Raw genomic sequence first — 13,459 nt, forward strand, 5'->3', positions numbered from 1 at the left:
TATTCGAGCGGTTTATGTGATTTCATGCTCATAATGGAATGTTTTGTCATATTTTTGTAACAAAGCGTGCGATGTTTCACAGTATCCAGGGCCAGCTTTGCCTACCATCCCGCCTCATCAGAAGTGGGTGATTAGATTAGATTTTTCTTATCGCTGTCAGTAGAGAAGAGATGGCCACGGAGGCTGCTATGTTAACTATTTTTAAACCTGCGCCACACAAAGCGCGTTTGCCCGCGGCGGAAATCGATCCGCTGTACCGTCGACTGCGCTGGCAAATTTTCATCGGTATTTTCTTTGGATACGCTGCTTACTATCTGGTGCGTAAGAACTTTGCTCTGGCTATGCCCTATCTGGTGGAGCAAGGTTTTTCCCGCGGCGATCTGGGTTTCGCCCTCTCCGGTATTTCGATTGCCTATGGATTTTCGAAATTCATCATGGGGTCGGTTTCGGATCGCTCGAATCCGCGCATTTTTCTGCCCGCGGGGCTGATCCTGGCTGCGCTGGTGATGCTGGTGATGGGGTTTGTGCCCTGGGCGACCTCCAGCATTATGGTGATGTTCGTGCTGCTGTTCCTCTGCGGCTGGTTCCAGGGGATGGGCTGGCCGCCGTGCGGGCGGACGATGGTGCACTGGTGGTCGCAGAAAGAACGTGGCGGCATTGTCTCGGTGTGGAACTGCGCGCATAACGTGGGAGGCGGGATCCCACCGCTGCTGTTCCTGCTGGGGATGGCCTGGTTTAACGACTGGCACGCGGCGCTGTATATGCCGGCATTCGGCGCGATTCTGCTGGCGGTGTTTGCCTTCGCGATGATGCGCGATACGCCACAGTCCTGCGGCCTGCCGCCAATTGAAGAGTATAAAAATGACTATCCTGATGATTACAGCGAAGAGCATGAACAGGAGCTGACCGCCAGCCAGATCTTTAAGCAGTATATCCTGCCGAACAAGCTGCTGTGGTATATCGCCGTGGCGAACGTCTTTGTCTATCTGCTGCGCTACGGCATTCTCGACTGGTCGCCAACCTACCTGAAAGAAGTGAAGCACTTTGCGCTGGATAAATCCTCCTGGGCCTACTTCTTATATGAGTATGCGGGGATTCCAGGCACGCTGATTTGCGGCTGGATGTCCGATAAGGTGTTTAGGGGTAATCGCGGAGCCACCGGCGTCTTCTTTATGACGCTGGTGACGATTGCGACCGTGGTCTACTGGCTCAACCCGCCGGGTAATCCGGGTATCGATATGACCTGTATGATTGTGATTGGCTTCCTGATCTATGGCCCGGTGATGCTGATTGGCCTGCATGCCCTGGAACTGGCGCCGAAAAAAGCGGCTGGCACTGCCGCCGGTTTTACCGGTTTGTTTGGCTACCTGGGCGGTTCCGTTGCCGCCAGCGCGATCGTAGGCTATACCGTTGACTTCTTCGGTTGGGACGGCGGTTTCATGGTGATGATCGGCGGCAGCGTGCTGGCGGTTCTGCTGCTGGTGGTGGTGATGATTGGCGAAAAACGCCATCACCAACAACTGAAACAGGCTTAAGGAATGCGCATGAAAACGGTAGCCACAACGTTAATGACGGCGATTTTACTGGCCGGTTCTACTCTGAGCTTCTCCGCCTCTACGGCGGATAAGCTGGTCATCGCCCACCGCGGCGCCAGCGGCTATCTGCCGGAGCATACGCTGCCGGCAAAAGCGATGGCCTACGCTCAGGGCGCCGATTATCTTGAGCAGGACCTGGTCATGACCAAAGACGATCGGCTGGTGGTGCTCCATGACCACTATCTCGATCGGGTGACCGACGTCGCGGAGCGTTTCCCGCAGCGCGCACGGCAGGATGGGCGCTTCTACGCCATCGACTTTACCCTCGCGGAGATAAAATCGCTGCGGTTCAGCGAAGGGTTTGAGCCGAAGGACGGCAAGAATATACAGACCTTCCCTGGCCGCTTCCCGATGGGGAAATCAGACTTCCGCATTCATACTTTTGAAGAGGAGATTGAGTTTGTTCAGGGGCTGAACCATTCAACGGGGAGAAATATCGGAATCTACCCGGAAATTAAGGCGCCGTGGTTCCACCATCAGGAAGGCAAGGATATCGCCGTCAGCGTCCTGCAGGTGCTGAAGAAATACGGGTACACCCGCAAGCAGGATAAGATCTATCTGCAGTGCTTTGATGCTAACGAGCTCAAGCGGATTAAGCATGAGCTGGAGCCGAAAATGGGGATGGACCTGAAGCTGGTGCAGCTGATCGCTTACACCGACTGGAATGAAACCCGGCAACGCCAGGCGGATGGCAAATGGGTTAACTACAGCTATGACTGGATGTTTAAGCCCGGCGCGATGACGCAGATTGCGCAATATGCCGACGGAATTGGTCCGGACTACCATATGCTGGTGGCGGCGAATGCCAGGCCGGGTCAGGTTGCGCTCAACGAGATGGTGAAAGAGGCGCATCGCCAGCGTCTGGTGGTGCACCCGTATACCGTCCGCGCTGACCAGCTACCGGATTATGTCACCGATGTGAATCAGCTGTTTGACCTGCTGTACCACCAGGCTGACGTCGACGGCTTGTTTACCGATTTCCCGGATAAAGCGGTGCAGTTTCTGAAAGCGAAGCACTAAAAAGCCGGGTGGCGCTGCGCCTTGCCCGGCCTGTGAACTGCGGTTTTGTCGGGTAAGCGCAGCGCCACCCGACAAAACTACATCTCGATTTCAATATCGCCTTTCGCCCGGCAGCAGCAGGGCAAAATCTCTCCCGGCTGGATGAACGCCAGCGGTTCGGTCAGCCAGTCAACCTGACCGGAAACCAGCCGCGTGCGGCAGGATCCGCAATAGCCGGCGCGGCACTGATACTCCACGTCGATATTATGTGATTCCAGGGCGGCCAACAGGGAAGGGTGTTCATCCTGACACTCAAGACGAGTGTCAGAGATTTTCAGAAAAATGCGTTTCATCAGAGCTGGAAGTTGCTCAGATCGTCGGCATCGACTTCGGCATCGATCTGGCCAACCAGGTAGGAGCTGACTTCCACTTCCTGCGGCGCAACCTGCACGTTATCGGACACCAGCCAGGTGTTGATCCACGGAATCGGGTTGGAGCGGGTCTGGAAGGGCAGGTCGAGACCCACCGCCTGCATGCGGATATTGGTGATGTATTCCACGTACTGGCAGAGAATATCTTTGTTCAGGCCGATCATTGAACCGTCACGGAACAGGTAGTCCGCCCACTCTTTCTCCTGCTGCGCCGCCAGCACGAACAGATCGTAGCACTCCTGCTTGCACTCTTCGGCAATTTCCGCCATTTCCGGGTCGTCGACGCCGGAGCGCAGCAGATTCAGCATGTGCTGGGTGCCGGTCAGATGCAGCGCTTCGTCACGGGCGATCAGGCGGATGATTTTGGCGTTGCCTTCCATCAGCTTGCGCTCGGCGAATGCGAACGAACAGGCGAAGCTGACGTAGAAGCGAATCGCTTCCAGCGCGTTGACGCTCATCAGGCACAGGTAGAGTTTCTTTTTCAGCTCGCGCAGGTTAACGGTGATGGTTTTCCCGTTGACGGTGTGCGTGCCTTCACCCAGCAGATGCCAGTAGCTGGTCAGCTCGATCAGCGTGTCGTAGTAGTGGGAGATACCTTCCGCGCGTTTCTGGATTTGCTCGTTGGTGACGATATCGTCGAAGACCATTGCCGGATCGTTCACGATATTACGGATGATATGGGTGTAGGAGCGCGAGTGAATCGTCTCTGAGAATGCCCAGGTTTCCACCCAGGTTTCCAGTTCCGGAATCGAAATCAGCGGCAGCAGGGCGACGTTCGGGCTACGGCCCTGGATAGAGTCCAGCAGCGTCTGATACTTCAGGTTGCTGATGAAGATATGTTTTTCGTGTTCCGGCAGCGCCTGGTAGTCGATACGGTCGCGGGAGACGTCAACTTCTTCCGGACGCCAGAAGAAGGAGAGCTGTTTTTCGATCAGCTTTTCGAAGATGTCATATTTTTGCTGATCGTAACGGGCGACGTTAACCGGTTGGCCAAAAAACATCGGCTCAAGCAGCTGGTTGTTTTTCGTCTGTGAAAAAGTGGTATATGCCATGAGTGGGGATCCTGTCCTGGAATTATACGCCGGGTGGCGCTTCGCAAACCCGGCCTACAATAGACCGTAAGCCCGGCAAGCAAGGCGCCGCCGGGCAATATTATCAAATCTTACATGCGCCGCTTTCGCAGCCGTCGTCCTGGATGGACGGCGCCAGATCGTCCTGGGCATCCTCCGCGCCATCACGGGTGTTGTGATAGTACAGAGTTTTTACGCCGAATTTATAGGCATTGAGCAAGTCTTTCAGCAACTGCTGCATCGGTACTTTACCCGACTGGAAACGCGTCGGGTCATAGTTGGTGTTGGCCGAAATCGACTGGTCGATAAACTTCTGCATGATACCAACCAGCTGCAGGTAGCCGTCATTGTTCGGCATTTCCCACAGCAGCTCGTAGCTGCCCTGCAGTTTTTCGTAGTCCGGTACCACCTGACGCAGAATGCCGTCTTTCGAGGCTTTAATGCTGACATGTCCGCGCGGCGGCTCAATACCGTTGGTGGCGTTGGAGATCTGCGAAGAGGTCTCTGACGGCATCAGCGCAGAGAGCGTAGAGTTACGCAGGCCGTGCTCTTTAATGGATTCGCGCAGCGCTTCCCAGTCGTAGTGCAGCGGCTCGTTGACGATGGCATCGAGATCTTTTTTATAGGTATCGATCGGCAGCACGCCCTGAGCATAGGTGGTCTCGTTGAACCACGGGCACGCGCCCTGTTCAATGGCCAGCTCGTTTGACGCTTTCAGCAGGTAGTACTGAATAGCTTCAAAGGTTTTATGCGTCAGGTTGTTGGCGCTGCCGTCAGAGTAGCGTTTACCGTGCTTCGCCAGGTAGTAGGCGAAGTTGATCACGCCAATACCCAGCGTACGACGGCCCATCGCGCCGCGTTTAGCCGCCAGAATCGGGTAGTCCTGATAATCCAGCAGCGCATCCAGCGCACGCACCGCCAGTACCGCCAGCTCTTCCAGCTCGTCAAGGCTTTCAATGGCGCCGAGGTTAAAGGCAGACAGAGTACAGAGCGCGATTTCACCGTTTTCGTCGTTGACGTCATCCAGCGGTTTGGTCGGCAGCGCGATTTCCAGGCACAGGTTGGACTGGCGAACCGGCGCCACCACCGGGTCAAACGGGCTGTGGGTGTTGCAGTGGTCAACGTTCTGGATGTAGATACGGCCGGTGGAGGCGCGTTCCTGCATCATCAGGGAGAACAGCTCAACCGCTTTGATGCGCTGCTTACGAATGCTGTCGTCTTTTTCGTACAGGGTGTACAGACGTTCGAATTCGTCCTGATCGGCGAAGAAGGCGTCGTACAGGCCCGGGACGTCGGACGGGCTGAACAGGGTAATGTCTTCACCTTTCAGCAGGCGGGTGTACATCAGTTTGTTGATCTGTACGCCGTAGTCCATGTGGCGAACGCGGTTGGCGTCGGTACCCCGGTTGTTTTTCAGCACCAGCAGACTTTCGACTTCCAGATGCCACATCGGGTAGAACAGCGTGGCGGCACCGCCGCGTACGCCGCCCTGCGAGCAGGACTTCACCGCGGTCTGGAAGTGCTTATAGAACGGGATACAGCCGGTGTGGAACGCTTCGCCGCCGCGGATCGGGCTGCCCAGCGCACGAATGCGACCGGCGTTAATACCGATACCTGCGCGCTGGGAAACATATTTCACGATGGCGCTGGAGGTGGCGTTGATGGAGTCGAGGCTATCGCCGCACTCGATCAGCACGCAGGAGCTGAACTGACGCGTTGGGGTACGCACGCCGGACATAATCGGCGTCGGCAGCGAGATTTTAAACGTGGAGACGGCATCATAGAAACGTTTGATGTAGTCCAGACGCGTCTCGCGCGGGTAGTTGGAGAACAGGCAGGCGGCAACCAGAATGTAGAGGAACTGGGCGCTCTCGTAAATTTCGCCGGTAACACGGTTCTGGACCAGATATTTGCCTTCCAGCTGCTTAACGGCAGCGTAGGAGAAGCTCATATCGCGATCGTGAACAATGAACGAATCCATCTGCTTGAACTCTTCTTCCGTGTAGTCTTCCAGCAGATGAGTATCGTATTTGCCTTTTTTAACCATCTTCGTGACGTGGTCATACAGCGCTGGCGGCTCAAACTGGCCGTAGGCTTTTTTACGCAGATGGAAGATCGCCAGGCGCGCGGCGAGATACTGGTAATCCGGCGCTTCGCGGGAGATCAGGTCCGCCGCTGCCTTAATGATGGTTTCGTGGATATCGGCAGTTTTGATGCCGTCGTAAAACTGAATGTGAGAGCGCAGTTCTACCTGAGAAATCGAAACGTTATTCAGTCCTTCTGCCGCCCAATCCAGTACACGATGGATTTTATCGAGATTAATGCGCTCGGTGCTACCGTCACGCTTTGTCACCAGCAGACTCTGATTCATGTGGATTATACCTGTCCGTGAGAGAAAATATCCCCCGCTTATCCACAGAACGCCGTTGTGACTAACTCTGTGGATAAATACTATATGTAGGGGGTTGTAGATAAAAGAAACGCTATATGGTGAGTATTTTAGTAAGGATTCTTTTGAGTACAAGGGTTGATTTTGGCGTTAATTTGAGGTTGCGGAAGCGTAATGATCGCTAAGTCCACGCCGCGTAAGGCCTGGCGGAGATGTCAATAAACTGGAAAATAAATATGAAAATTTGATCGAATGCTGATTTCTTCGACGGATGTAAAAATTACGCGGCTTGATGCCGCGCAATCATCAAATAATCATCATATGAAAAACTGCTGACGTTATGCGCTTTTCGCGGTTGTATGCAACATATAGTTAACATCTACCCCCGGTGCCAGCTTGAAGGTATTGGTCAGCGGATTGTAATGCAGGCCGATAATATGCTGCTCTTTCAGAGTAGTCTGATCAACCCAGCCAATCAGCTCCGCCGGCTTAATGAATTTTTTCACGTCATGAGTCCCTTTGGGCACCATTTTCATCACGTATTCAGCGCCGACTACCGCCATCAGCCACGCTTTACCATTGCGGTTAATGGTCGAGAAGAAGACCTGGCCGCCGGGCTTCACCAGCCGTGCACAGGCGTGAACCACCGAGCGCGGGTCCGGAACATGCTCCAGCATCTCCATGCAGGTCACCACATCGTACTGACCGGCGTGCTTCGCCGCGTGCTCTTCTACCGTCTCCTGGACATAGTCGACCTGAACGCCGCTTTCCAGCGCGTGCAGCTTCGCTACCTGCAGCGGTTCAAAGCCCATGTCGAGCCCGGTTACCGTTGCGCCTTCACGCGCCATGCTCTCGGCAAGGATGCCGCCGCCGCAGCCAACATCGAGTATCTTTTTACCAAACAGGCCGCCAGAACGCTCCGCAATATAGCCAAGACGCAGCGGGTTGATACGATGTAAGGGCTTGAACTCGCCCTCTAAGTCCCACCAGCGCGAGGCGACGGCTTCAAATTTAGCAATTTCATGATGATCAACGTTGTGGGCCACCGGCTGTTTTTCGGCATTCATGGGCGCTTCGACTCCTTTTCTGTTCAGACCGGCGAGTATATCAGGTGACCGACATGAATAAACCGTCTATCCCCATCGCCTTTTGCCGCGACCCGATGACGCGAATCGGAGCGCCTGCGTTTACCGCCACGATGCGGCGCGAAATTCATTGGGTATAGGTTTACCCGTATCACCGTGGCTGTGTTATAATTTGCGACCTTTGAATCCGGGATACAGTAGAGGGATAGCGGTTAGATGAGCGACCTTGCGAGAGAAATTACACCGGTCAACATTGAGGAAGAGCTTAAGAGCTCGTATCTGGATTATGCGATGTCGGTCATTGTTGGCCGTGCGCTGCCGGATGTCCGAGATGGCCTGAAACCGGTACACCGTCGCGTACTTTACGCCATGAACGTATTGGGCAATGACTGGAACAAAGCCTATAAAAAATCCGCCCGTGTCGTTGGTGACGTAATCGGTAAATACCACCCTCATGGTGATATCGCCGTTTATGACACCATTGTACGTATGGCACAGCCATTCTCCTTGCGTTATATGCTGGTCGATGGCCAGGGTAACTTCGGTTCTGTCGATGGCGACTCCGCCGCAGCGATGCGTTATACGGAAATCCGTATGTCGAAAATCGCCCACGAGCTGATGGCCGACCTGGAAAAAGAGACGGTTGATTTCGTTGATAACTATGACGGTACGGAACGTATTCCTGACGTCATGCCGACGAAAATCCCTAACCTGCTGGTGAACGGTTCGTCCGGTATCGCCGTCGGGATGGCAACCAATATTCCGCCGCACAACCTGACGGAAGTGATCAACGGCTGCCTGGCCTATATCGACGATGAAAATATCTCCGTCGAAGGGCTGATGGAGCACATCCCGGGTCCGGACTTCCCGACCGCCGCCATTATTAATGGTCGTCGTGGGATTGAGGAAGCTTACCGCACCGGTCGTGGCAAAATTTATATTCGCGCCCGCGCTGAGGTGGAAACCGATGCGAAGACCGGTCGTGAAACCATCATCGTGCACGAAATTCCGTATCAGGTGAACAAAGCGCGCCTGATCGAGAAAATTGCCGAGCTGGTGAAAGACAAACGCGTTGAAGGCATCAGCGCGCTGCGTGACGAGTCTGATAAAGACGGGATGCGCATCGTGATTGAAGTGAAACGCGATGCGGTGGGCGAAGTGGTGCTTAACAACCTCTACTCCCAGACGCAGCTGCAGGTCTCCTTCGGTATTAACATGGTTGCGCTGCACCATGGTCAGCCGAAGATCATGAACCTGAAAGATATTCTTTCAGCGTTCGTGCGCCACCGCCGCGAAGTGGTGACGCGTCGTACCATTTTCGAACTGCGTAAAGCCCGCGATCGTGCGCATATCCTTGAAGCGCTGGCGATTGCGCTGGCCAACATCGACCCGATCATCGAGCTTATCCGCCGTGCGCCAACGCCTGCGGAAGCGAAAGCTGGCCTGATCGCGCGTCCATGGGATCTGGGCAACGTGGCGGCGATGCTGGAACGTGCCGGTGATGATGCCGCGCGTCCGGAGTGGCTGGAGCCAGAATTCGGCGTGCGCGACGGTCAATACTATCTGACCGAACAGCAGGCCCAGGCGATCCTGGATCTGCGTCTGCAGAAACTGACCGGGCTTGAGCATGAAAAACTGCTCGATGAATACAAAGAGCTGCTGGAACAGATCGCTGAACTGCTGCATATCCTCGGCAGCGCCGACCGTCTGATGGAAGTGATTCGTGAAGAGCTGGAAGCCATGCGCGAACAGTTCGGCGACGCGCGTCGTACCGAAATCACCGCCAACACCGCGGATATCAACATCGAAGATCTGATCAACCAGGAAGATGTGGTGGTCACCCTGTCTCACCAGGGCTATGTGAAGTATCAGCCGCTAACCGACTATGAGGCGCAGCGTCGCGGTGGCAAAGGTAAATCGGCCGCACGTATTAAAGAAGAAGACTTTATCGACCGCCTGCTGGTGGCCAATACCCATGACACGATCCTCTGCTTCTCCAGCCGTGGCCGCCTGTACTGGATGAAGGTCTATCAGCTGCCGGAAGCCAGCCGTGGTGCGCGCGGGCGTCCAATCGTCAACCTGTTGCCGCTGGAAGCTAACGAACGCATTACCGCTATTCTGCCGGTACGCGAATACGAAGAAGGCGTGAACGTCTTTATGGCGACCGCCAGCGGTACCGTGAAGAAAACCGCGCTGACCGAGTTCAGCCGTCCACGTTCTGCCGGGATCATCGCGGTGAACCTGAACGAAGGCGACGAGCTGATTGGCGTTGACCTGACCAACGGTAATGATGAAGCGATGCTGTTCTCAGCCGCCGGTAAAGTGGTGCGCTTTAAAGAGAGCGCGGTCCGTGCCATGGGCCGTACCGCTACCGGCGTTCGCGGCATCAAGCTGGCGGGTGACGATAAAGTGGTTTCGCTGATCATTCCACGCGGCGAAGGCGCTATCCTGACCGTCACGCAGAATGGTTACGGTAAACGTACGGCGGCGGCAGAGTATCCGACTAAGTCCCGTGCAACGCAGGGCGTGATCTCCATTAAGGTCACCGAGCGTAACGGTTCCGTGGTCGGCGCTGTGCAGGTCGATGATTGCGATCAGATCATGATGATCACCGATGCCGGCACCCTGGTGCGTACGCGCGTGTCGGAAGTCAGCATCGTCGGTCGTAACACGCAGGGCGTTATTCTGATCCGTACCGCGGAAGATGAAAACGTCGTAGGCCTGCAGCGCGTAGCCGAGCCGGTTGATGACGAAGAGCTGGATGCCATCGACGGCAGCGTAGCGGAAGGCGACGACGAGATCGCGCCGGAAACTGACGCTGACGCCGATGATGACGCTGTCGAAGATGAAGAATAATCTGCGCTAGTGATGCGAAAAGGGCCGGGAGAGACTCCGGCCCTTTTTATTTGTACGCTGCGCCTTTATCCGAGGCGAAATCCAGAGAGTATAACGTTGCGACGAAACGTGTTTACCGCTACCTTAACCCCATTCTGTTGAGTCCCTGACGGCCGAGTATCGCCCCATTGAAATATCTTGCCTCTTTTCATACCACGCTAAAGGTTTCACGCTACCTGTTCAGAGCGCTGGCGGTACTGCTCTGGATGCTGATCGCTTTCGTTTCCGTGTTCTATATCGTCAACGCCCTGCATGACAGAGAGTCGGAGATCCGCCAGGAATTTAACCTCAATGCCGATCAGGCGCAGCGCTATATTCAGCGAACCGCGGATGTGATTAAAGAGCTGAAATACGTGGCCGGCAACCGTCCGACCAGCGGTGACGAGGGCGGGGCGACTCCCGCTCCGGGCGGCAATATCGCCGTTCCTGATTTTGAACCGCTGTACCCTGATTCTGATTGCGGGACAATGGGCGCGACCTGGCGCAACTCCCTGCAGTCGCTGGCGTGGTTTATGCGCTACTGGCGCGATAACTTTTCCGCGGCCTATGACCTCAACCGCATCTTTCTCATTGGCAGCGATAATTTGTGTATGGCCAACTTTGGCCTGCGGGAGATGCCGCTGGAGCGCGATCAGGCGCTGAAAGTGCTGCACCAGCGTATTGAGCAGTACCGCGATGCGCCGCAAAACGAGCGCGGCAACAACCTGTTCTGGATAAGCCAGGGCGTGCGTCCGGGCGTGGGCTATTTTTACGCCCTGACGCCGGTTTATATGGCAAACCGCCTGCAGGCGTTGCTGGGTATTGAGCAGACCATTCGTATGGAGAGCTTCTTTACGCCGGGCAGTCTGCCAATGAGCGTCACGATTCTCGACGACAACGGACAGCCGCTTATTTCTCTTGCCGGGCAGGATAACAAAATCAAGAGCGAAGCCCGCTGGATGCAGGAGCGGATCTGGTTTGGCTACACCGCGGGTTTCCGCGAGCTGGCGCTGAAGAAGAGTCTGCCGCCGTCGTCGTTAAGCATCGTCTATTCCGTGTCGGTCGATCAGGTGCTCGAACGTATCCGGATGCTGATTATCAACGCGATTGTCCTGAATATCCTCACCGGGGTGATTCTGTTTGCCCTGGCGCGGATGTATGAGCGGCGGATCTTTATCCCGGCGGAGAATGATGCCCAGCGGCTGGAAGAGCATGAGCAGTTCAACCGTAAAATCGTCGCATCGGCGCCGGTGGGGATTTGTATTCTGCGCACCCTCGATGGCACCAATATTCTGAGCAACGAACTGGCGCACAACTACCTCAATATGCTGACCCATGAGGATCGGCAGCGGTTAACGCAGATTATTTGCGGCCAGCAGGTCAACTTTGTGGATGTGTTGACCAGCAACAACACCAACCTGCAGATTAGCTTCGTCCATTCGCGCTATCGCAATGAAAACGTCGCGATTTGCGTGCTGGTGGACGTCAGCGCCCGCGTCAAGATGGAAGAGTCGTTGCAGGAGATGGCGCAGGCTGCGGAGCAGGCCAGCCAGTCGAAATCGATGTTCCTCGCCACCGTCAGCCACGAGCTGCGAACGCCGCTGTACGGAATAATCGGTAACCTTGACCTGTTGCAAACCAAAGAGCTGCCGAAGGGCGTCGACAGGCTGGTCACGGCGATGAATAACTCCTCGAGCCTGCTGCTGAAAATCATCAGCGATATCCTCGATTTCTCGAAAATCGAATCCGAGCAGCTGAAAATCGAACCCGGTGAGTTTTCGCCGCGTGAGGTGATGAACCATATCTCGGCCAACTATTTACCGCTGGTGGTGCGTAAACAGCTGGGGCTCTACTGCTTTATCGAGCCTGACGTTCCGCAGCTGATGTCCGGCGACCCGATGCGTTTGCAGCAGGTCATCTCTAACCTGTTGAGCAACGCCATTAAGTTTACCGACACCGGCTGCATCGTCCTGCACGTGCAGTGCGCCGGGGATTACCTGCAAATTAGCGTGCGCGATACTGGCGAAGGGATCCCGGCAAAAGAGGTGGTGCGCCTGTTTGACCCGTTCTTCCAGGTGGGGACCGGCGTGCAGCGCAACTTCCAGGGGACCGGTCTGGGGCTGGCGATATGTGAAAAGCTCATCAGCATGATGGACGGCGATATTGCCGTCGAAACCGAACCGGGAATGGGCAGTCGCTTTACCATTCGTATTCCGCTGTACGGCGTGCAAAACCGCTCGCCGCTGGTGATTGATGGCCTGGCGGGTACGTGTTGCTGGCTGGCGATCCGCAACGCCTCCCTGGCGCTATTTGTCGAGTCGCTACTCATCTGTCACGGCCTTCACTGCCAAATCTATGACGGCCAACGGCCCGGCGCAGATGATATTTTGCTGACTGATGATGAGCCGGACGCGCGCTGGCAGGGGAGTGCGGCGGTGATTTTCTGTCGTCGTCATATCGGTATTCCGCTGGAACGCACGCCTGGCGAGTGGATACACAGCGTGACGACACCGCACGAACTGCTGCCGCTGCTGGGACGTATCTTGCGGATTGCGGTGACGACCACCGAACACGGCCCGGCGCTCGCCGCTCCGGAAACGCAGGTCGCCAGCAATGACGATATGATGATCCTGGTGGTGGACGATCATCCGATTAACCGCCGGCTGCTGGCCGACCAGCTTGGCTCGCTGGGCTATCAGTGCGTGACGGCAAACGATGGGGTCGATGCGCTGGGCGTGCTGAGCAAACAGCATATCGATATCGTGCTGAGCGATGTCAACATGCCGAATATGGATGGCTATCGCCTGACGCAACGTATCCGCGAGCTGGGAATGACCCTGCCGGTCATCGGGGTGACCGCCAACGCGCTGGCTGAGGAGAAACAGCGCTGCCTGGAGTCGGGTATGGATAACTGTCTGTCGAAACCGGTGACGCTCGATATTATCAAGCAGACGCTGGCGATCTACGCCGCGCGGGTGCGCAAAGAACGTCAGGAAAGGGAGTAGGGCAGGGAAGC

Annotated in this window: 8 protein-coding genes; 4 read left to right on the plus strand and 4 right to left on the minus strand. The window is 55.7% G+C overall.

Going from position 1 to position 13,459, the window contains the following annotated elements; translation table 11 throughout:
• Positions 1 to 188 precede the first annotated feature (188 nt).
• The gene (glpT, locus tag Q1L34_RS07380; RefSeq protein ID WP_004864901.1) at positions 189 to 1,535 is read left to right on the plus strand and encodes a glycerol-3-phosphate transporter; all 1,347 of its coding nucleotides are present in this window, start codon (positions 189 to 191) and stop codon (positions 1,533 to 1,535) included.
• Positions 1,536 to 1,544: 9 nt separating this feature from the next.
• A complete protein-coding gene (gene glpQ / locus Q1L34_RS07385; protein ID WP_219173507.1) occupies positions 1,545 to 2,615 on the plus strand; it encodes a glycerophosphodiester phosphodiesterase in 1,071 nt (356 codons plus the stop codon).
• A 77-nt stretch (positions 2,616 to 2,692) separates the two neighbouring features.
• Here glpQ and yfaE read toward each other — a convergent pair whose 3' ends face one another.
• From yfaE to ubiG, 4 genes are all read right to left on the minus strand, one after another.
• Positions 2,693 to 2,947 (minus strand): class I ribonucleotide reductase maintenance protein YfaE, encoded by a 255-nt coding sequence (gene yfaE / locus Q1L34_RS07390; protein WP_004201692.1) that lies wholly within the window; start codon positions 2,945 to 2,947, stop codon positions 2,693 to 2,695.
• Positions 2,947 to 4,077 carry a class Ia ribonucleoside-diphosphate reductase subunit beta gene (gene nrdB / locus Q1L34_RS07395; protein ID WP_015583818.1) on the minus strand — a complete coding sequence of 377 codons (1,131 nt, stop codon included), beginning with the start codon at positions 4,075 to 4,077 and terminating at the stop codon, positions 2,947 to 2,949. Before nrdB ends, yfaE begins: the two co-directional genes overlap by 1 nt.
• A gap of 103 nt (positions 4,078 to 4,180) precedes the next feature.
• Entirely contained in the window at positions 4,181 to 6,466 is a 2,286-nt protein-coding gene (nrdA, locus tag Q1L34_RS07400) for a class 1a ribonucleoside-diphosphate reductase subunit alpha (RefSeq protein WP_004864894.1), read from the minus strand.
• Positions 6,467 to 6,822: 356 nt separating this feature from the next.
• Entirely contained in the window at positions 6,823 to 7,551 is a 729-nt protein-coding gene (gene ubiG / locus Q1L34_RS07405; protein WP_327204429.1) for a bifunctional 2-polyprenyl-6-hydroxyphenol methylase/3-demethylubiquinol 3-O-methyltransferase UbiG, read from the minus strand.
• A 234-nt stretch (positions 7,552 to 7,785) separates the two neighbouring features.
• Here ubiG and gyrA point away from each other — a divergent pair, with 234 nt between their 5' ends.
• Together gyrA and rcsC are read left to right on the plus strand one after the other, a co-directional pair.
• On the plus strand, positions 7,786 to 10,425 hold the full coding sequence (gene gyrA / locus Q1L34_RS07410) for a DNA topoisomerase (ATP-hydrolyzing) subunit A (RefSeq protein ID WP_088911884.1): 2,640 nt from the start codon (positions 7,786 to 7,788) through the stop codon (positions 10,423 to 10,425).
• A gap of 167 nt (positions 10,426 to 10,592) precedes the next feature.
• Positions 10,593 to 13,448, plus strand: coding sequence for a two-component system sensor histidine kinase RcsC (rcsC, locus tag Q1L34_RS07415; protein WP_182952288.1), 2,856 nt, complete (start codon positions 10,593 to 10,595; stop codon positions 13,446 to 13,448).
• The last annotated feature ends 11 nt before the right edge of the window (positions 13,449 to 13,459 follow it).

Source organism: Klebsiella ornithinolytica, from assembly GCF_030505655.1.
Taxonomy (GTDB): Bacteria; Pseudomonadota; Gammaproteobacteria; order Enterobacterales; family Enterobacteriaceae; genus Klebsiella; species Klebsiella ornithinolytica.

Excerpts from the sequence above, each read along its gene's own strand:
- yfaE (WP_004201692.1), bottom strand. The coding sequence starts at position 2,947 with ATGAAACGCATTTTTCTGAAAATCTCTGACACTCGTCTTGAGTGTCAG.
- gyrA (WP_088911884.1), top strand. The coding sequence starts at position 7,786 with ATGAGCGACCTTGCGAGAGAAATTACACCGGTCAACATTGAGGAAGAG.
- nrdB (WP_015583818.1), bottom strand. The coding sequence starts at position 4,077 with ATGGCATATACCACTTTTTCACAGACGAAAAACAACCAGCTGCTTGAG.
- nrdA (WP_004864894.1), bottom strand. The coding sequence starts at position 6,466 with ATGAATCAGAGTCTGCTGGTGACAAAGCGTGACGGTAGCACCGAGCGC.
- ubiG (WP_327204429.1), bottom strand. The coding sequence starts at position 7,551 with ATGAATGCCGAAAAACAGCCGGTGGCCCACAACGTTGATCATCATGAA.
- glpQ (WP_219173507.1), top strand. The coding sequence starts at position 1,545 with ATGAAAACGGTAGCCACAACGTTAATGACGGCGATTTTACTGGCCGGT.
- glpT (WP_004864901.1), top strand. The coding sequence starts at position 189 with ATGTTAACTATTTTTAAACCTGCGCCACACAAAGCGCGTTTGCCCGCG.